Below are 20,238 nucleotides of genomic sequence, written 5' to 3' on the forward strand. Positions count from 1 at the left end.
CAGGCGAGAAGAGCGAGAGAAGAAGCGAGAGAAGAAGGGAGGGCGCGGCGGGGGAGTGCACGCGATGACGGTCGGCGGTCACACCCCGCGGGGCCTCAGGTGAGAAACGTCTTGAGTTCGTGGACGAGCTTGTCGATGTGCCCGGAGACCACCGGCGTGCCCAGAGCCTTGAACCGCTCCCGGAACCACGGATTGACCTCCTGCCGCCCGGAGCTGGTCACCGAGCCGACGGGGATGAACTTCACCCCGGAGCGGTGAACGGCCTCGATGCCTTCGAACAGAGGCTGGGAACGGTCGAACTCGTAGAAGTCCGAGATCCACACCATGACGGTGTTCTTCGGCTCGGCGATCTTCGGGCGCGCCATCGCCATCGCGACGGGCCCGTCGTTGCCCCCGCCGAGATTCGTGCGCAGCAGCACGTCGAACGGATCGTGCACCCACGGCGTGAGATCGATCGAGCGGGTGTCGTAGGCGATGAGATGGACGTCCACCTTCGGCAGCCCGGCGAAGATCGAGGCCAGGATGGTGCAGTTCACCATCGAGTCGACCATGGAACCGGACTGGTCCACGACGACGATCAGCCGCTGCGGTGTCGTCCGGCGCACCGTGTGCCGGTAGTAGAGGCGGTCGACATACAGCCGCTCCTCCTCCGGACTCCAGTTGGTGAGGTTCTTCCAGATCGTGCGGTCAAGGTCGAGATTGCGGAAGACCCGCTTGGGCGGCACTGAACGGTCCAGCTCGCCGACGGTGGCCTTCTCCACCTGGGTACGCAGCACCTCGGCCACCTCGTCGACGTAACGGCGGATGAGGGACTTCGCGTTGGCCAGGGCCACACCGGACAGATTGCCCTTGTCCCGCAGCAGCTGCTCGATCAGCGACATGCTGGGCGTCAGCCGCGCGGCCAGCGCCGGATCGGCCAGCACCTCCCGCAGCCGCATGCGTCCCACGAGATCCGCCTCGATCGCCGCCAGCTCGGGCCCGAGACCGCCGGCGTCCAGGCCCGCCCCCGACGCCCGCCCGCCGCGAAGTCCGCCCGGCGGACAGCCCAGCGCACGCTCCAGCCAGCCGGCGTCGGACTGCCAGCGCGCCAACTGCTCGGCGGTCACCGCGCTCGAACCGGTCGCGAAGACATTGAGCAGCACCTTCGACACCAGCGCGGCACGCCGCACCTCCGCCGCCCGGTCACGGGCGCCGTCCGCACCGTCCTCCGGCGTCATCAGTCCGTCGAACTCGGCGGCCAGCTCCGGATGGCGCTGCACCACCGAGTCGAGCGACGTCCCCGGATCGAGCAGCGCCGACGGCAGGCCGATGTCCTCGACCACACCCAGGCTCGCCGACTCCAGGGAGGGCTGCTCCTCACCGTCGAGGAGACGGGCCAGGAGTCGCCAGTACAGCACCTGACGGCGGTTCTCGTACGGGTCGGGCCCGGCAGGCGACGGGTCGGCGACGGGGCCGGGCGACCGCCCGGTGAGGTCCTCGGTCATTTCCGCAACAGCCTTCCGGCGCGCTCGCGCAGCACGGCGACGGCATCGGTGGCGGCCTTCTCCGCCCGCACACCGGCCTTGTCGGTGGTGCCGCCCGCCCACGCCCCGGCGTGGACGGCGACGGTCTTCTTCCGCACGGTCGTCTCGACCGCGAGCGGCTGGAGGAGGAACTCCCCGGCATCCCAGCGCAGCAGCCCGACGCAGGCGCGGGAGGCGGCGACCGCCCCGGGCGTCAGCGGACCGGCGGCGGGTATCCGGTCGGTGTCCACGGCAAGGCGCTGCCCGGCGAGATCGAACGCGAGCCGCCCCTCCTCGCTGTGTGCGGCATACCCCTCCAGCAGCACCGGCACGGCGATCCGCACGGGATGCCGGTCCAGTGGAGCGACACGGGCGGCCGTCGCCGCCGACAGCCTCACCCGCGCCGTGGCGAAGGGATCGGCCGGCTCACCCGCACGGGCCCGCTCGTCGTCCCAGACCAGATCCCCCTCGGCCGTCACCGGCATGGCGTCCAGATCCATCGAGCGGCCCTCGCTCACGGCACCGAGCAACGACATCCGGGGACGCAGCAACTGCCACAGCCCCGCCCCGACGACCGTGTCGGGCTTCGGCGCCGACACCCCGGCACGCACCAGACGGGGCGCGCCCCCGTCCGCCGGCTCGAACACGGCATGGACCTGGGCCTGTACGGCCGTCGCATGCTCCTGCACATCGACACCGAGCGGCAGCAGCCGACCGGTCACCGAACCGTCGGGCCGATCCCCCGCGGAGCCCGGCACCGTCAACAGCAGGGCACGGGACCACAGATCGGCCCAGCGGCGCACCGGAACCCGCTCCAGGGCCGCCCCCGGGCAGGACGCGGCGAGTTCGGCGGCGAACCCGTCGAGCAGCGTCGCCCGGCGGCGCAGACCCGGATCGGGCAGCATCGCGGAGACCACCGGGGCGGCCCCGGCGACCAGCTCGTGGTCGATGCCCCGCCAGCCGCTGCGCGCCAGGTCGCACAGCCAACTGCGAGCCGCCGCGAGAAGGTTCGTCCCGTTCTCCGGCCCGGCGGCGGCCGGACCGGGCTTCTCCTCGGGGGCGGGCCTGCCGACGGCCTCGTCGATGCGCAGCGCCAACGCGTCGTGGACGGAGCCGAGCAGCGCGCCGCGGGCGGCCGCCAGCGCCACGAAGTGATCCTCCCCGGCGGCCCCGGCCGCCGCCTGCTCGGCCGCCTCCGCGACCCGGGCGGCCAACGGCGTCCCCGCGACGGACTCGGCGAGCCCGGCGACCGCGGCCGCCTGCGCGGCCCCCGGCCGCAGCAGACCGGCCACCAGCGCCTCGTCGAAGGTGTCGACGGCGGCGAGCGCCTCGTCGAGCCCCTCGACCGGATCGGACAGCAGATCGCCGCGCATCACGCCACCGCCCTCGTCGGCGGGAACCACTGCATCTCGGGCAACGGCGACGTGACCGGGACCAGTTCGAGATAGGCCAGCTGCCGCAGGAACCGGCTGAACACCTGGGCGGCCGCCGAGGAATCACTCTTCTCGGGCCGCGTCGCGGTCATGGCGGCGGTGAGCGACTGCGCGTCCGGTTCCCCGTCCGGGGGCTCCACCGCGAGATAGCGGGCGACGCGCCCGGCCCCGTACTGCAGCACCGCCTCGCCGACGAGCGCCTGGATGTGCTTGCAGAACATGCCGCGCGCACCGCCGCAGGGCCGGTTGTTGTTGGTGCTGCACGCGAACGCGTACGTCCGCGCCGCCACCGACGACACATACACCCGCCCGATGTCCGACCCGCTGGAGACGACCCCTTGCAACCGCCCGTCGGCCAGTTCGACGAACGGCACCTTGGCCAGCTTCCGCGGGCGCGCGGGCGCCATCACCCGCGCGGTACTCGACTGCTCCCAGACCGACAACGCGCCAACTCCCATGCATGCGAAAGGGGACGTCCACGCCTTCGTGGCGGGACATCAACGAACCTAATCCCGACCACTGACAACGCCGTCGATCATCCCCGGGCCGATGGTGCGGGTGAGGAGGTGCAGGGGTGCGGCGCGGATGCCCGCCGTCTCCGCCGCTTCCCAGTAGGCAAGCCCGGTGGCCGCGTCGACCGGGCCGTGGACGAGCGGCACCGCGGCGCCCGAGGCGTGGAGCAGGGACTCCAGCCGACAGGACGCGACGGTGTCCGCCACCATCGGCTGCGCCAGATAGCCGGCCTCCGCGGCGGCCGGCAGCCCCTCGGCCACCTGCCGCTCGGCGGGCCCGGCGCTCAGCAGCCCGCCCCCGACGACCAGGACGTCCTTCGCCCGTTCCATCCGCCCGAAGGCGCGCGTGGTGTCGAAGCAGTGCGGGAACGAGTCGTCGACCACCGTCGTCCCCGGGGCGAGAGCGTCGATGTCCAGGAGCGTGCCGCCCCCGCTGACCGCCGCGACGATCAGACGGGCCCCGTACACGGCGTCGGGCAGCCCCTGGTCCGACTCGAACACCTCCACGATTTCGGCGAGGCCGCGTTGCAGAAGACCGTCGGCCAGTTCCTTGAGACGCGGTCCGCTGCCCGGTACGTCACAGAGCAGCAGCCGGGAGGGCGGGTCCTGGGCCAGGGTGAGCAGCAGCTCCAGCGAGGAGGATCCGATCGAGCCGAGCCCCACGAACGCGACGGTGAGGGAGCCCAGTTGCTGCCGCGTCGCGTCGAGCGCGGCGTGCACGGTCCCGACGACGGACACGACGGTCGCCGCGTGACCGGTGGTGATGGCAGGAGCCGATCCGTCCGCCCCGACGGTCCGCAGGACGTCGAATCCGTAGCCGGTGAGCGACGGGATCATTCCGGCCAGGGACACGGCCCGCGCCCCGAGACGCGAGGCGAGCTCCACGCCGCGTGTGGTGTGCCCGAGCAGACCGTCGCCGGGGGCGAGTTCGTCCGCGAACAGCGGGACGCACACGAAGCCCGAACGGCCCAGCGGGGTGCGCAGCGTCTCCAGGAGCCGCGGTCGTCCGCCGGGGAACAACAGGGTCCGCAGCTCCTCGCGCGGCAGGGCCGCCGCCGGCAGTCCCGCCATCCGCGCGAGGTCGGCCGGGGAGGGCAGATAGCCGACGAGCGCGGCGTCCACCGGCTCGTCCCGGCCCGCACGGTCAGACGTGCCGGGCCCCTCGGGACGGCTCGTCAGGCCGAGCCCGCGAGGACCGGCGCCGGGCACGGCCGAGGCCGCCGCGTGCGCCAGACCGTCGCGTACCGCGTCCGCGAACGCGGCCAGCGCCCGAGGGGTGAACGCCGTGGCCGACGCGCGGACGGTGATCCGCAGCCGCCCGCCCTCCGGACCGGCGGCCAGGAACACATCCGTACCGGCCGGAGGTGGCGTGTACAGGCTGTCGCCGTCCTCCCGGGTGACGGTCAGCGTCTCTCCGCTCTCCGGGCCCAGGGCGGAGAAGTCCAGATAGGTGAAGAAGAACTGCGAGGCCAGAGGCAGCCCGTTGGGAAGCGAGGGAACCGCCCCCTCGTACGTCCGAGCTTCGGCGGCCTCCAGGGCGAGATGCCGCAGATCGTCCTCGAACCCGGTGCCGTCCCCCCGAACCGACGCCGGACCCGCGGGTCGGAGAGGAACGGCCGTGGCGAACGGGCCGAACACCCGGTGTACGTCGGGCAGGGCGTCGTCCCGGCCGCTCACCGCGAGACCGAGCACCAGATCCGCCCGGCCGGTGGTGGCTGCGAGTGCCCGGTAGTAGGCGGTGAGCACGGGGGCGTAGAGGGTGGTCCCGGTGCGCACGGCGAGACTGCGCAACGCCTCCACCTGTTCGGCGTCGACCGTGAACCCGTGCGTGTGGAAGAGCGGACTCGCCGCGGTGTCCGGCCGAGCGTCGGTGTCCGGCCGTGCGCCGGTGTCCGTACCGGCGGAGAACACGGGAGGCCGGTAGGGGGCACTCAGCCGCGCCCACCGGTCGTCGCGGGGCGGGACCCGGGGATCCGTCATGGTGGCATCCGCGGACTCCGCGAGGCGGACGGCGTGGTCGCGGAAGGTACTGCGCAGGGGCACCTGAGCAGGCACCTCACCCCGGGCCAGGACGTCGTACACGGTGATCAGCTCCCGCACCAGGAGCGCGGCGCTGTAACCGTCGCCGATGATGTGGTGGGCGTGTGCCACCAGGACGTGCTCGTCGGCAGCGAGGGTGAGCACCCGCAGACGCAGCAGGGGCCAGGCCCAGGGTTCGAAACGGCGTGCCCGCTCGGCGGTGACGCGCTCCTCCACCTGCTCCGGGTCGGTAAGCGTCTCGAAGTCGACCGGCAGACGCAGCGAGGACGGCAGCTCCTGCTGGACGGTCGGGCGCGCCCCGGCGGGGAAGACCGTGCGCAGCATCGGGTGGCGCCCGACGAGCGTGTCCACCGCGCTCTGGAAGCGGACCGTGTCGAGGCGGCCGCGCAGGCGGAACCGGGTGAGCCAGGACGATGTCGTGCCCGGCGCGATCGCCTCGGCCAGCAGGAAACCCCGTTGGGTGGGGGTCAGGGGGAAGGGAGCAGGCGCCCCGGTACCGGCGGCGGCGTCCGTGGAGGTCTCAACCGTGTGGGCGGAGGCCGCTGCCGCGTCCACGGCGGAGGCGAGGGCCGCGAGCGTGCGGTTGCGGTAGATCACGGTCGGCCGGGGGAGCGGCCCGCCCTGCTTCTCCAGCCGGTCGAACACCTCCAGCACGAGCAGGGAGTCGCCGCCCAGGACGAAGAAGTCGTCCTCGCGGCACACGTCGTCGGCCTGGAGCAGCGCGGCCCAGATGGCGGCGAGCCGGATCTCGGTCGGCGTGCGGGGCGCTGTACGGGCCGCTGCCGCACGGGACGGTGAACGGGGAGGCGCTTCCCGGAGACTCGCCAGCGCACGGCGGTCGATCTTGCCCGTGCCCGTGAGCGGCATCGCTTCGACGCGGGTGATCCGGGACGGGATCATGTACGCGGGCAGCGCCTCCGCCAGATGACGCCGCAGCTCCACGGCATCCGCTCCGGACGAACCGGAATCCCCGGATGCCCGCGACGGACCGGGCCCGGGGGTCACGAAGGCGGTGAGGCGTCCGTCCTCGGCGAGAACGACGGCGTGGGTGACACCGGGATGCGTCTGGAGCACCGCTTCGATCTCGCCCGGCTCCACCCGGTTGCCCCGGATCTTCACCTGGTCGTCCAGCCGTCCGAGGAACTCCAGGGTGCCGTCCTGTGAACACCGCACGCGGTCGCCGCTGCGGTACCAGCGCCGCCCGCGCCGAACGGTGAACGCGGCCTCGGTCAGGGCCGGCTCCCCGAGGTATCCCGGGGTCAGACCGATTCCGGCGATGAGGAGTTCGCCGGCCTCGCCGGGCCGCAGTGTCTCCCCGCCGGGTCCGACGACCTCCACCTCCGTGCCCGACACCGGGCGGCCGATGGGCAGCCGCCGCACCCGGTCGGCGGGCCGGTCGCCGATGATGTGGCAGCTCGTGTTGATGGTGGCCTCGGTGGGGCCGTACAGGTTGGCGATGCGCTGACCGTCGCCGAAGAGATCGAACCAGCGGCGTACGTGCGCGGGTGACAGGGCCTCGCCGCCGACGTGGACCCACCGCAGGGCGGAAAGGTCCGGCAGCGGCGCACCACTTCGTACGCGTGCCTCGGAGGCGCTGAGGAGTTGTTCCCAGAGTGTGGGGACCGAGCTCCAGACGGTGATCCGGCGGCGTTCGACGTGGGTCAGCAGCCGGTCGGGATCGCGCAGGAGGTCCCAGTCGACCGTGACCACGGTGGCGCCGACGAGCAGCGGGGCGAGGAGCTGGCGGACGGAGGCGTCGAAGCAGGGCGACGCGGTCTGGGCGAGCCGGTCGTGCTCGTCGTACCCGAAGGTGTCGATGGCCCAGTCGAGGTAGTTCTCCATGGACCGATGGGTGATGGGCACGGCCTTGGGCCGGCCGGTGGACCCGGATGTGAAGATCACGTACGCGATGCCGTCGGCAGCGGCGCAGGCATCGACCAAGGGGCCGGGCGTGGGCACCCCGCTCCCGTACCCCGGGGAATCCTGCGGGAGTGCCGACGCCGGTACGTCGACGGGGACCAGGGTCACGTCGCCGAGCGCTTCCCCCACCGCGCGGGTCGCGGCATGACAGAGCACCGCACGAACCCCCGAGCGCGTGAGCTGGTCCACCAGGCGCGCGGTCGGGTGTCCCGCGTCCAGCGGAACCCAGCCCGCCCCGGCGCGCAGGGCCGCGACGACGGCGACGACGGTGTCGGCGCCGGGTTCGGTGAGGAGCCCGACGAGGCTGCCAGGGGTGACGCCACGGGCGAGGAGCGACGCCGCGAGAGTCTGCGAGGCACGGTCGAGTTCGCCGTACGTCAGGGTGGCGGCGCCGGTGTCGACGGCGACCGCGTCCGGGGTGGCCCGGAACCGCTCGACCAGTCGGCGTACGAGCGTGGCGGACCCGGACCCGGACCCGGACCCGGACCCGGCCCCGGCGGCCGGAAGGGGCGCGACGGCCGTCGCGGCCAACTCGTCGTGGAATTCACGGTCCAGGCGGGCCACCGTCTGCGGAGCGAAGAGCCGGACGGGGAAGTTCCACGAGAAGCGCAGGGCCGCCCCGTCCTGCCAGCACAGCAGGCTCAGCCGGGTCGCGGCGGTGGCGGTCCCGGCGGCGGTCGGCCGCACGCTCACCGGACACCGCTCGTCGAGGGCGGCCGGGAAGCGCGAGAAGCTGAAGCCGGCCGGACCGACCGTCCGGGGCCCGGACCCGACCGGGTCCGACGGCAGCAGCCGTGCCAGGTCCAGGCCGGTGACCCCGGCGTGCCGCTCGCTCTCCAGCCAGATCCCCGCCAGCCGTTCGGCCAGGGCCCCGACCGGCTCGTCCGGGTCCGTCGAGCACAGCAGGGGGAGGGAGTCGGCGAGCGGTCCCACGAGCCGGTCGAGGCCCGCCAGCCGGTCGTCCCGCCGGGCGCGGGCGACGTTCACCGCGACCTCCCGCTGCCCGCTCCACCGGGCCAGACAGCGCACGTGCACGGCGAGCAGCAGATGGAACAGGCTCACCCCGTGGTCCGCCGCCCGCTTCTCCAACGCGGCGGTCAGCGCCGGGTCGAGACTGCTCTGATGCGTGGTCAGGGGAGCCGAGGGAAGGGCCCACGGATCACCGTCGTACGGCAGCCTCAGCGGTTCGCCGCGGGAGGCCAGCCGGTCCGCCCAGTACCGCCGGTCAGCGGCGAGGTCGCGCACACCGTCCGTGGAGGCCCGCTGTTCGGCGGCAGCGGTCGCGTACCGCGCGAAGTCGGTGCCGAGCGCGGGCAGCGTCGGAGTGTCCCCGTGGGCGAAGGCGGTGTAGAGGGACCAGAGTTCCCCGGCGAGGACGTTGAGGCTGTATCCGTCACCGGCCGCGTGGTGGATCACCAGCACCAGGTGGGACAGCTCGGGGCTCTCCCGCGCCAGGACCGCGCGAACGGGAGGCTCGGCGGAGAGATCGAACGGCCGGTTGCACAGGGCCGTTTCGAGTTCCTCGATACGACCGGGCAGCTCGCGGACCTCGTACCAGGTGGACGGATCGGCGGGCGGTGCGACGTACTGCACCGGTGACGCGGAACCGGTCCCGCCACCGGCGCCCGCGGAGTCGTCGATGCGGATCCGCAGCATGGTGTGGCGGTCGGCGAGCGCGGCGAGCGCCCGGCCCAGGAGCCGGGTGTCCAGGGGGCCGCGGACGGTCTGGCGGATGTAACCGTGGGCCGGGACGTCCGGGTGGAGCCGGCTGCTGGTGTGCAGGGCCAGTTGGACGGGGGTGAGCGGGAAGGGGGACCCGTCCGGGACGGGGGCCGGCGTACGGGGGAGGGCGGCGGCGACGACGGGTGTGCCGTCGAGGTGCGCGGCCAGTTCGGTGACGGTCCGGTACTCGAAGAAGAGGGTGGCGGGAAGAGACCTGCCCAGTTCCCGTTCGAGCTGCCTGACGAGGTCGACGGCGGCGAGTGAGTCGAGGCCGAGAGCGAGGAACGGCTCGTCGTCCGGAACCGCGGTGGCAGGCAGCCGCAGCGCCGAGGCGAGCAGCCGCCGAAGCAAGGCGGCGGTGCTGGAGCCGACGCCTGTGCCTCGGGAGGACACCGGCCCTGATCCTGTTCCCGTGGTTCCCGCGGTCGTGGGCGGGGCTTCCGGGGGCGCCGGGTTCCCGGGCGGCGAAGGCGGTGCCAGATCGGCGAGCAGCAACTGCGCCGCGTCGACACCGCACGCCGTACGGAGCGCCCCCAGCGCCGGAGCGAGAGCAACGGGCCGCTCCCCGGCGCTCCGTACGGTGGCGGAACCCCCTGTCGTCCCGGTGCCGAGGGCCGCCGCCATGCCCGTACCGGCCAGGGCGGCGAGGTTCACGGACTGCCAGGGCCTGCCCGCGTGTCGTTCCGAGGCGGCGAACGCGTCGAGGAAGGCGTTGGCACCGGCGTAGTCACCCAGCGCGCCCGCCGACCCGGGCAGTACGGCACTCACGGAGGAGAAGGCGACACGGACCGCCGGGTCGAGCCCGTGCCGGTGCAGGGCCAGGGAGAGCAGCAGGGTGCCCCGGGCCTTGGCGGCCAGGGCGTCCGCCGTCTCCCTGGGACGCCTGTTCCGCAGGGTGCCGGGCCGCACGACACCCGCGGCGTGGAAGAGGGCGTCGAGACGGGGCAGCTCGGCGAGGAGCGCGTCGACATCCCGCTCCACCGAGACATCGGCCACGCGGTGGTGAACGGTGGCGCCGAGCGTACGGAGCTCGTCGGCCAGGCCCTCGGGAAGCCCGGGAGAGCGCCCGGTGAGGACGAGGGTGGGCCGGCCCCGGCCCGCGAGGTCCCGGGCGAGTGCGGCGCCGATCCCGCCGCCGCCCCCGGTGATGAGGAAGGTGCCGTCGGGCGGCAGCGGTGTGCGCCTCGTCCCGGGGCCGCCCGTCGGCGTCGGCAGGGGGACGAAACGGCGGGTGAGCCGTCGTCCCGCGCGCCAGGCGACGACGGTCGTGCTGCCCGGGGTACCACCCGACTCCAGCTCGGCCAGCACGGCCGTCAGATGCTGGGACGGGGTGTCCAGCGAGCAGAGGTCGAGGGCGGTGGCCGCAGCACGCGGAGTCTCCCGCGGCAGCGCCAGCAGGAGTCCGCCGAGGACGGCATGGGCGGGCCGTGGCCGTTCCCGTACGGTGCCTGTGGCATGCACGTCCTGGGTCACCACCAGGAGCCGGTCCGCGTGCGTCTCGTCGAACCGTACGAGGGCCTCGTCGAAGGCGGCCGACGCGGCACCGAGGGCCCGGTCGAGGGCCTCGCCGGTGTCCTGGACGGGAGCAGGCCCCGCCACCAGGACCACGGCGTCCGGCCGCCCGTCGTCGCCCGCTTCGTACCGATGCACCCCTGCGGCGGAGAGCTGTGAGGCGAGCCGGTCGACCGACGCGGGGTCGGGCCCGGTCAGCAGCACCGAACGCACGGACCCCACTGCCCTCGCCCCCTTTCCGGGCAGGGCGTCGTCCTCCCACCGGACCCGGTGCAGCAGAGGACGCGGCGCGGGTGGTCCGGCCCAGTAGCGGCGGCGCTGGAAGGGATAGGTGGGCAGGGGAATCCGCCGGTGGCCCGCGTCGAGCGCGGTCCGGTCCAGGCGCATGCCGAGCGACCACAGCCGGCCGACGGTCTCCAGAAGGTCTCCGCGTCCGCCGTGCCGGTCATCGGCCGGCGGAGCGTCGTCCGACCGGTCGGCGGCACGCCCCGGCAAGGCGCACATCACCGAGACGCCACCGCCGGACTCACCTGGCGCGTACGCCTCGGCCGCCGCGCGGACCGCACCCGACAACGTCGCTCCGTGGCCGATCTCCACGAAGGTGTCGTACCCCTCCCGGGCCAGGCGTTCCACGGCCGCCCCGAACAGCACCGGGCGCTCGGCGTGGTCGCGCAGGTACTCCGGATCGAGGACCGGCTGCCACGCGCCGGTGACCGTGCTCATGAGGGGCACGGACGGGACCCGCGGCGTCAGCGCACGGGCCGCGTCGGCGAGCCGGCCGGCCACCGGACGCATCAGCGGTGAGTGGAAGGCCCGCGAGACCCGCAGGCGGCGGGTGGGGACGCCCTGGGCTTCGAGGGTGAGAGCGGCGTGCTCCACGGCGGCGACGGTCCCGGAGAGGACCTGGAGTCCGGGACCGTTGTACGCGGCCACGGTGAGGTTTCCGCCCGACTCCGCCACCGCCGCCGCGACGGCCTCCTCACCCCCGCGAACGGCGAGCATGGCACCGGGACCGGTGAACGCCCCCATGAGGCGACCCCGTTCGGCCGCGAATCGCACCGCGTCCCGGAGCGTCAGCACCCCGCTGACACAGGCGGCGGCGATCTCCCCGACGCTGTGCCCGGCGACCGCTTCGGGCTCCACACCCCAGGTACGCAGCTGGCGGGCGAGCGCCACCCCGGAGGCCACGAGGAGCGGTTGCGCCACCTCGGTCATGGCCTGCGCGGCCGGATCCACATCCGGGTCCAGCCCCCAGTCCAGCAGGGGGCGCCCGCGGACGGGCCCGAGGAGAGCGGACGCCTCGTCGAACGTGTCCCGGAAGACCGGAGCCGTACGGTACAGCGTCCGGTCCTGGCCGGGGGATTGCGCACCCTGCCCGGGAAACAGGAAGGCCACGCGCGGCCGGGAACGGACGACACGCGCCCCGGGCACGCCGGACCCGGCGCGCCCGCCCGCCCCGCCCGTTCCCGTGCCCCCGCCCGCTCCGCCCGTCCCGGCGGCGATGGCGGTGAGCCGTTCCCGTAGATCACCGTCGACGACGACGGCGAGCCGGTGCGGCCCCGCGTCCCGGGACGTGCTCGCGGTCCGGCAGACATCGCCGTCGCCCAGTTCCGGACGGCTTTCCAGATGCGCGGCCAGGCGGCCCACCGCGTCCCGGAGCGCACCCGCACTCCGTGCCGAGAGAGTCAGCAGGTGCGGCCCCTCGACCCCGGCCTCCCGGGCGCCACCCGGCGGCGAGGCCGGGGCCGCCCCGGGGGCAGGGGCGGGGCCTCTGCGAGAACGGCATGGGCGTTGGTGCCGCCGAAACCGAAGGCGTTGATCCCCGCGACGAGGGGCCCGGCGGACGTCCAGTCCCGGGCCTCGGTGACCACGGAGAAGCCCGCGGGGGCGAGTCCCGGCGCGGGCGGGGCGTGGTGCAGCGAGGGCGGCAGCCGACGGTGGCCCAGAGCCAGCACGACCTTCACCAGCGCGGGCAACGCGGCGGCGTTCAGCAGATGCCCGATGTTCGTCTTCACCGAGCCGAGCAACCGCGGCTCGCCGTCGGGCCGTACGGGAAACGCGTGGGCCAGCGACCGCAGCTCGATCGGGTCGCCCACGGCCGTGCCCGTCCCGTGGGCCTCCACATAGGTCACCGATGCGGGGTCGACACCTGCCGCCTCGTACGCCCGGGTGATGACCTCGCGCTGCCGCAGCGGATTGGGCGCCATGAGGCTCATCGACCGGCCGTCGTTGTTGACGGCCGTGCCCCGGACCACCGCGAGCACCTCGTCGTCCGCGAGCCGGGCCGCGTCGAGACGGTTCAGGACGATCGCCGCGCCGCCCTCACCGGGGACGAAGCCGTCGGCGTCGGCACTGAAGGCGCGGCTGCGCCCGGTGGGGGACAGGGCCTGGGCGTCATCCAGGAGCCGGTGCGGGGTCGAGGTCAGGTGGAGGTTGACCCCGCCGACGACGGCGAGGTCGCACTCGCCGTCCAGCAGGCTGCGCCGGGCCAGATGCAGGGCCACCAGACCTGACGAGCAGGCGGTGTCCACAGCGAGCGCGGGCCCGTCGAGGTCGAGGCTCTGCGAGACCCGGGCGGCTGTCAGGGCCGGCAGATTGCCGGTGAGCGCCGTCGGCAGGGGCGAGCCGTCGGCCGAGGCCCGGTCCAGCACCTCGCGGTAGCCGCTGTCGCCGACCGCCGCGAACACGCCGATACGGCGACCACGCCGACGCGGTCCCGCGTATCCGGCGCGTTCGAGTGCCTCGTGCGCCAGCTCCAGGAAGAGCCGCGCCTGCGGGTCGATCGCGCGGGCCTCGTCCTCGCCGATACCGAAGTAGTCGGCGTCGAAGGCCGCCGGGTCCTCCAGGAGCGCTGCCCAACGCTTTCGGGGAGCGGCCGGACGGTCGCGGGCGTCGTCGTCCCAACGCCCGTACGGTACGGGGGTGACGGCGTCGTACCCGTCGATGAGCAGGTCCCAGAAGTCCTCGGGGGTCTCGGCGCCGGGGAACCGGCACGCCATCCCGATGACGGCGGCGACGACTTCCCCGTCTGTTCCGTCTGTTCCGTCTGCGCCGTCTTCTCCGGTCCTCCCGGTGTCGGTGGCGGACGACGGCGGACCGGGCGCCACCGTCAGAAGGTGACCGGCGAGGGCGGCCACCGTGCCGTGGTCGCGGATGACCGCCGGCGGCAGCGTCACCCCGAAGGAGTCCTCCAGCGCCACCAGGACCTCCATCGCCTTGAGCGACGTCCCCCCGAGGCTCCCGAACGGCTCGTGCGCGCCGATCGACTCGGCGGGCCGCTCCAACACCCGGGCCCACACCTCCCGGACGGCCTCGACAGTCCGAGCCCGCGCCCGGGGCACGGCCGCGCGGGGAGCCGGGGACGGAACACCGTCGCCGCCGCCCGCCGGCCGCTCACTCTTCGACCACGCACCAGCCCCGAACGCACCCGCCTCGAAACGCTCCCGCAACCGCCGACGCTGCAGCTTGCCACTCGTCGTCCGGGGGAACGCCCCCGGCGGCAGGGCCAGCACCCGCACATCGTCATGGAGCAGCGCCTCGCGCACCCGGGCCGCGACGCGTTCGAGCACCTCCGCCGCCTCGCGCGGGGGCCGCGCCCAGGGGACGAACACGACGACACGCTCCGCACCGGTGACCGGGTCGGTCGAACCGACCACCGCCGGGGCGCCGGGCGGCAGCCCGGGTGTCCCCGCCGCCACCTCCTCCAGGTCCGTGGCGTGGAAGGTGCGGCCGTTGAGGAACAGCACGTCCTTGTGCCGGCCGGTGACGCACAGCCGGCCGTTCCGCAGGAACCCGAGATCACCGGTGCGCAGCCACCCCTCGGTGAACGTCTCCGCGCTCGCGCGGGGAAGGCCGTGGTAGCCACGGGCCAGTTGGGGACCGCGCACCATGATGTGCCCGACCCGCCGGTCCCCGAGGACCTCGCCCTCGTCATCGACGATGCGGACGGCGCAGCCGGCCACCGGCCGCCCGACGTCCATCAACTCGACCGCGCCCACGCCCGGTTCGGCGTCCACCGCCACACCGCCGCTCAGCGACGCCCGGTCCAGGACCAGCGGCTCGGCCACGTCCCCCGGCGGCGGAAAGGTCACGGCGAGCGTCGCCTCCGCCAGGCCGTAGACGGGCTGGGCCGCCGCCGGATCCAGCCCTGCGGGCCGCGTCCTGGCGGCGAAGGCACGCCACACCGCGGGCGCGATCGGTTCCGCCCCGACCAGGAGCAGCCGTACGGCCGAGAGGTCCAGCCGGGCCAGGACATCGGCGGGAACGCGGCGTACGGCCAGCGCGAGGGCGAAGTTGGCCGCGGACAGCACCGTCGCCCGGTGCCGGGCCGCCACCTCGAACCACAGGCGGGGCCGCTTGGCGAACGACAGCGGACCGATCTTGACCTGCCTGGCCCGGGCTGCCAGCGGAGCGAGATGCGTACCGATGAGCCCCATGTCGTGGAAGTACGGCATCCAGCTGACCACCACGTCGTCGGCGCTCAGCGCCGACGCGGCCCGTATCTGCTCCAGATTGGCCAGCACCGCACGGTGCGTCACCTCCACCCCCTTGGGCGCGCCGGTGCTGCCCGAGGAGAACTGCAGGAACGCGACGTCGTCGCGCCCGCCGGGCGCGGATTCACGCAGCACCGGCCCCTCGCGCAGGGCATCGAGGGCCAGCGCGCGGGCACCCTCGGGCAGCTCATCGAGGAGCGGCGCGGTCGAGGCGTCCACGACGAGGAGTGGCCGCCCCAGGTGCTCCCAGACCGGCAGGACCCGACGGGCATCGGGGGCCAGCGGAACGGGAACGAGACCGGCCGCCACGGCGCCCCAGAACATCGGCTGGAAGTCCTCGCTGCGATCGGCGAGCAACGGCACACAGGTCCCGGGCGCGACGCCCGCCTCCCGGAAGCCGCCGGCCACCCGCAGGGAATCGTCCAGAAGCTCGCGCAGGGTGACCGCCAGCTCGCTTCCGTCGCCCCGGACATGCACGACGATCTGCCCGGGGGTTTCACGGACAGCGTCCAGCAGTACATCCAGCAGCGTCATGTGGTGCTCCACCGGTCGATCGATCCGTTCTGCGCGAGTTCTCCGAAGTTCCCGGATGTTCTCCGAAGAATGATCTTAAAAACGCGCGGGACGGGGGGAATCACCCGCCGGGAGGAGACCGCGTGCACCCTGGGACTGACACGGCGGAGGGGTTCGGGCCCCGGCCCCGGCGCGGAGTCGCCGGCGTGATCGCTGTGAAGGTGGGCACGGCAGGGGGGAGCGGCCTGGCCGGCCGGTCCAGGACCGGCCGGCCAGGCCGGCACATCGGTGTGCGCTCGCCTACGCGCCGGTCGGCGCGGCCTGCTGCACGACCTCGAAGGACCACACCGTGGAACCGCTCGCCGCCGGCTTGGGGCGCTCGCCGCCGGAGGCGTCACCACCCTGGTGGGCCGCCTTCATCGGGCCCTCCATCCACGCCTGGAAGGAGGCCTCGTCACGCCAGCGCGTGTAGACGAGGTAGTCGTCCGTGCCCTCGACGGGCCGGAGAAGCTCGAACCATTCGAATCCGTCGGAGCTCTCCACGGCATGGGCACGGGACGCGAAACGCTTCTCCAGCGTCTCGCGCTGTTCCTGGGGGACGGTCAGCACATTGATCTTGACTACGCTCATGGCACCATCCTGCCGTACGAGGTCCGGACCTCGTCGCTTCAGGGGGAGGGAAGGGTCCGCGCCGATCCCCGATCCCCGCTCCCGCCGTCCGGGGGAAGTTCCACCCTGACGCGCAGCCCGCCGCCGGCGCGCGGGGCGAGGACGAGCGTCCCGTCGTGCGCGCGCGTGATGGTGTCGACGATGGCCAGGCCGAGGCCGACCCCCGCGTGGTGGGTCCGCAGACGCTCGGCGCCCCGCTGGAACGGTTCGGTGAGGGTCGAGACCAGCTCGGGGGAAAGGGGGGCACCGGAGTTCTCGACCGTCAGCACCACGGTCCCGGCGCGGACGCCCGCCGTGACCTGGACGGTGCCTCCTTCCGGCAGGTTGTGGACGATGGCGTTGTGCACGAGGTTGGTGGTCAGCTGGAGCAGCAGCGTCGGCGAACCGGTCGTGGTCGCGATGTCGCCCCGCGTCTCCAGGGTGACGCCGCGTTCTTCCGCGAGAGGGAGGAGACCCTCGGCGGCCTCTTCGGCGATCAGCGACAGATCGACGCGTTCCGGGGTGAAGGAACGCCGGTCCGCCCGGCTGAGGAGGAGCAGCGCCTCGGTGAGGTCGATCGCCCGGCCGTTGACCGTATGGAGCCGGTCGATGATCTCGCCGGTGTCGCGATCGGGATCGGCGCGGGCCACCTCCAGCAGCGTCCGGGAGACGGCGAGGGGCGTGCGCAGCTCGTGGGAGGCGTTGGCCGCGAAGCGCTTCTGCTCGGCGACGTGCGCCTCCAGGCGGGCGAGCATCGTGTCGAAGGCGTCGGCGAGTTCACGGAACTCGTCCTTGCGGCCGGGCAGCCGGATCCGGTGGGAGAGGGATCCGTGGGTGGCCGTGCGGGTGGCTTCCGTGATCCGGGTCAGCGGGGCGAGCATCCGGCCGGCCAGGAACCACCCGCCCACGAGCCCGAAGACGAGAAGGATCGCCAGCACGGTGCCCGCCGCGGGGGCGAAGGTGTACGCGAGGAGCTGGCGGTTGGGGTTCTGGTGCAGCATGCGCTGGTCCCAGTCATCGGGAACGTACTGCAGGAGGTACACCCACACCGCGGTGAGCAGCAGAATCCCCGCGACCATGAGGAACCCGGCGTAGCTGAGGGTGAGCTTGAGGCGCACACTCAACCCGGGCGGCCTGACCACGGCCTTGTCCGGTGCGCTGACCGCCCCCTCGGCCCCGTTCGGCTCGCCTCTAGCCACGGCTCTCTCCGCTCTCGCCGTCTCCCCGTCCGGCGTCGGCAGCCGGTTCGATGCGATAGCCGATTCCGGGCACGGTCGCGATGATCCCGGGTTCTCCGAGGCGTTTGCGCAGAGCCGATACGGTGATGCGCACGGCGTTGGTGAACGGATCGGCGTTCTCGTCCCAGGCGCGTTCGAGGAGTTCCTCGGCGCTGACGACGCCGCCGTCGGCGCCGATCAGGACTTCGAGCACGGCGAACTGCTTCCGGGTCAGCGCGACGTACCGGCCCTCCCGGTACACCTCCCGGCGGAACGGGTCGAGCCGCAGCCCCGCGATCTCCCGCACGGGAGGCCTGCTGTGGGCCCGTCGGCGGTCGAGTGCCCGGAGCCGGAGGGCGAGTTCCCGGAGCTCGAAGGGTTTCGTGAGGTAGTCGTCGGCGCCGAGTTCGAACCCGGAGGCCTTGTCGTCGAGCCGGTCGGCCGCGGTGAGCATGAGGATCGGGGTGCCGCTGCCGGAGGCGACGATGTGCCGGGCGATCTCGTCCCCCGAAGGCCCGGGGACATCACGGTCGAGGACGGCGATGTCATAGGTGTTGACGCTCAGCAGCTCCAGCGCGGTGTCGCCGTCGCCCGCGATGTCGGCGGCGATCGCTTCGAGACGCAGACCGTCGCGGATGGCTTCTGCCAGATAGGGCTCGTCCTCGACGATCAGCACACGCATGTCCCCGATGGTAGGAGTCGCCGCATGTCGTCGGCGTATCGAAAAGCGCATACGCGCCGGCAACCCCGCGCTGCCTTGACTGGGCAGCATGACTCGACCCCCGCCGTCGGCGCGTACGTCGACCTTCCGCTTCCGCAGACCCCTCGTCGTCGGCCTGGTGGCCGTCCTGGCGGGGATCGTCGTGGCCCTCGGCCACCCGCTGCTCAAGCCCTCCCCGGGCTCGGCGGCCACCCCGGACCAGGACTCCTCGACCCTTCTGCCCGCCCCGTCCCCATCCGGCCGGCCGCCCTCTCACGCCCCGCACCGCGGGGGCCGGGGCGCGCTCGCCGAGGCCGACGGTGTCGTACCCGACGGTGCGACGGTCCTCGACCACGAGGTTCCGGCGGTGGCCAACCTCGACGCGGAACTGCTCGACGCTCTCCGCCGGGCCGCACGGGACGCCGCGGACGACGGAGTCACGTTCACCGTCAACAGCGGCTGGCGTTCTCGCGCGTACCAGGAGGAACTGCTCCGCAAGGCGGTCGCGCAGTACGGCTCCGAGGCCGAGGCCGCCCGCTGGGTGGCCTCCGCGACGACCTCTCCCCATGTGTCGGGGGACGCGGTCGACATCGGACCCGACAGGGCGACGGACTGGCTCTCCGAACACGGCTCCGCGTACGGGCTGTGCCGGGTCTACCGGAACGAGCCCTGGCACTTCGAGCTCCGCATGGACGCGGCTGACCGAGGCTGCCCACGCATGTACGCCGACCCCGCACAGGACCCGAGGATGCGACAGTGACCGGCAGTGAACGAGGACAGACGACGGCGACGCGGGTGGACGCGGGATTCGCGGCAGACGTGGCCGACACGGGTGCCACACCGGAAGCAACCGAACCCTCCGGCCCGTCCGGCATCTGGCGCCGGGGCCGCGTGCTCGCGACGGCGGCGCTGCTGCTGGGCCTGCTCCTGCTGCTGCACGCGAGCATCCCGAACCGGACCGGGAACCTCGGCAGTCTGGTCGAGACCTTCCTGCCGTGGTGCGGCCTGCTCGTCCCGCTGCTGCTGGCCGGCGCGCTGCTGCGCCGCTCCGCCACCGCGGTGATCGCGCTGCTCCTGCCGGTCGCGGCCTGGCTGAACCTCTTCGGCGGACTGCTCATCGACAAGTCCCACCCGGGCGGCGACCTCACGGTGGTCTCCCACAACGTCGGCGCGGACAACCCCGACCCGGTCGGTACCGCCCGGGCCCTGGCCGGCTCCGGCGCGGACGTGCTGGCACTGGAGGAACTGGCCGCCCGGGCCCGGGGGACGTACGAGAAGGAACTGGCGAAGGCGTACCCGCACCACATGGTGCTGGGCACGGTCGGGCTGTGGAGCAGGTTCCCGTTGTCGGACACCCGACCGGTCGACGTGAAGCTGGACGCAGGACCGCTGGGGGACGCCAAGCCCGCCGAGGTCAAGATGGTCTACAACCGGGGGATGCGGACCACGGTGGCCACGGACCACGGGCCGCTCGCGGTGTACGTGGCACACCTCGGGTCCGTACGCGTGAACCCCAGGGCCGGGCTCTCGTCGGGGCAGCGGGACGCCGGCGCGCAGTCGCTGGGGCAGGCCGTCGCGGCAGAGGAGAACGAGCGGGTGGTGCTGCTCGGCGATCTGAACGGGACCATGGACGACCGCGTGTACGCGGGGCTCACCTCGCGGATGGAGTCGGCCCAGGAAGCGGCTGGGTCCGGCTTCGGCTTCAGTTGGCCGGCCACCTTCCCCGTGGTGCGGATCGACCAGATCCTGGTGCGCGGCGTGGAGCCGGAGAGCGCCTGGGTACTGCCCGCCACCGGCAGCGACCACCTGCCCGTGGCGGCCCGCGTCAGCTGGTGAAACCGGTGAACGCCGAGGGCTGCCCCGGCCCTCCCCGAGACCGGAACGGACGTACGCGCTAGGCTGCGGACTCGTCACGGGGGAAGTCCGGTCAAAGTCCGGCGCTGACCCGCAACGGTAGACGGACCCCCGGTCCGTGAGCCCGATCACCCGCGGCACGGAAGGCTCCTGACCATTCGCCGTGGACTGC

Annotated in this window: 10 protein-coding genes; 2 read left to right on the plus strand and 8 right to left on the minus strand. The window is 73.5% G+C overall.

Annotated elements, in window-relative coordinates; translation table 11 throughout:
- Positions 1 to 95: 95 nt before the first annotated feature.
- The 8 genes from CCZ36_RS33450 to CCZ36_RS33480 all read right to left on the minus strand — a co-directional run bounded on the left by CCZ36_RS33450 (position 96) and on the right by CCZ36_RS33480 (position 18,194).
- On the minus strand, positions 96 to 1,484 hold the full coding sequence (locus tag CCZ36_RS33450; RefSeq protein ID WP_128819254.1) for a VWA domain-containing protein: 1,389 nt from the start codon (positions 1,482 to 1,484) through the stop codon (positions 96 to 98).
- Entirely contained in the window at positions 1,481 to 2,905 is a 1,425-nt protein-coding gene (locus CCZ36_RS33455; RefSeq protein WP_128819255.1) for a hypothetical protein, read from the minus strand. Before CCZ36_RS33455 ends, CCZ36_RS33450 begins: the two co-directional genes overlap by 4 nt.
- Positions 2,875 to 3,393 (minus strand): hypothetical protein, encoded by a 519-nt coding sequence (locus CCZ36_RS33460; RefSeq protein WP_128819256.1) that lies wholly within the window; start codon positions 3,391 to 3,393, stop codon positions 2,875 to 2,877. Before CCZ36_RS33460 ends, CCZ36_RS33455 begins: the two co-directional genes overlap by 31 nt.
- Positions 3,394 to 3,441: 48 nt before the next feature.
- Complete coding sequence (locus tag CCZ36_RS33465) at positions 3,442 to 12,288, minus strand: non-ribosomal peptide synthetase (protein WP_237302782.1); 8,847 nt, start codon at positions 12,286 to 12,288, stop codon at positions 3,442 to 3,444.
- Positions 12,289 to 12,326: 38 nt separating this feature from the next.
- On the minus strand, positions 12,327 to 15,668 hold the full coding sequence (locus CCZ36_RS36165; RefSeq protein WP_237302783.1) for a beta-ketoacyl synthase N-terminal-like domain-containing protein: 3,342 nt from the start codon (positions 15,666 to 15,668) through the stop codon (positions 12,327 to 12,329).
- A gap of 279 nt (positions 15,669 to 15,947) precedes the next feature.
- Entirely contained in the window at positions 15,948 to 16,277 is a 330-nt protein-coding gene (locus CCZ36_RS33470; protein ID WP_030590653.1) for an antibiotic biosynthesis monooxygenase family protein, read from the minus strand.
- 38 nt (positions 16,278 to 16,315) lie between these two features.
- Positions 16,316 to 17,419, minus strand: a complete 1,104-nt coding sequence (locus CCZ36_RS33475; RefSeq protein ID WP_128819851.1) for a sensor histidine kinase — start codon at positions 17,417 to 17,419, stop codon at positions 16,316 to 16,318.
- Between the two features lie 67 nt (positions 17,420 to 17,486).
- The gene (locus CCZ36_RS33480) at positions 17,487 to 18,194 is read right to left on the minus strand and encodes a response regulator transcription factor (RefSeq protein ID WP_128819257.1); all 708 of its coding nucleotides are present in this window, start codon (positions 18,192 to 18,194) and stop codon (positions 17,487 to 17,489) included.
- Positions 18,195 to 18,282: 88 nt separating this feature from the next.
- Here CCZ36_RS33480 and CCZ36_RS33485 point away from each other — a divergent pair, with 88 nt between their 5' ends.
- Positions 18,283 to 18,972 carry a M15 family metallopeptidase gene (locus CCZ36_RS33485; RefSeq protein WP_128819258.1) on the plus strand — a complete coding sequence of 230 codons (690 nt, stop codon included), beginning with the start codon at positions 18,283 to 18,285 and terminating at the stop codon, positions 18,970 to 18,972.
- Between the two features lie 113 nt (positions 18,973 to 19,085).
- The gene (locus CCZ36_RS33490) at positions 19,086 to 20,048 is read left to right on the plus strand and encodes an endonuclease/exonuclease/phosphatase family protein (protein WP_443069853.1); all 963 of its coding nucleotides are present in this window, start codon (positions 19,086 to 19,088) and stop codon (positions 20,046 to 20,048) included.
- The last annotated feature ends 190 nt before the right edge of the window (positions 20,049 to 20,238 follow it).

The sequence above is a fragment of the Streptomyces sp. S063 genome (genome assembly GCF_002832675.1).
GTDB lineage: Bacteria > Actinomycetota > Actinomycetes > Streptomycetales > Streptomycetaceae > Streptomyces > Streptomyces sindenensis.

What these genes read in the sequence shown, in the direction of transcription:
- CCZ36_RS33450 (WP_128819254.1), bottom strand. Translation starts at nt 1,484, where the DNA reads ATGACCGAGGACCTCACCGGGCGGTCGCCCGGCCCCGTCGCCGACCCG.
- CCZ36_RS33460 (WP_128819256.1), bottom strand. Translation starts at nt 3,393, where the DNA reads ATGGGAGTTGGCGCGTTGTCGGTCTGGGAGCAGTCGAGTACCGCGCGG.
- CCZ36_RS36165 (WP_237302783.1), bottom strand. Translation starts at nt 15,668, where the DNA reads ATGACGCTGCTGGATGTACTGCTGGACGCTGTCCGTGAAACCCCCGGG.
- CCZ36_RS33470 (WP_030590653.1), bottom strand. Translation starts at nt 16,277, where the DNA reads ATGAGCGTAGTCAAGATCAATGTGCTGACCGTCCCCCAGGAACAGCGC.
- CCZ36_RS33480 (WP_128819257.1), bottom strand. Translation starts at nt 18,194, where the DNA reads ATGCGTGTGCTGATCGTCGAGGACGAGCCCTATCTGGCAGAAGCCATC.
- CCZ36_RS33485 (WP_128819258.1), top strand. Translation starts at nt 18,283, where the DNA reads ATGACTCGACCCCCGCCGTCGGCGCGTACGTCGACCTTCCGCTTCCGC.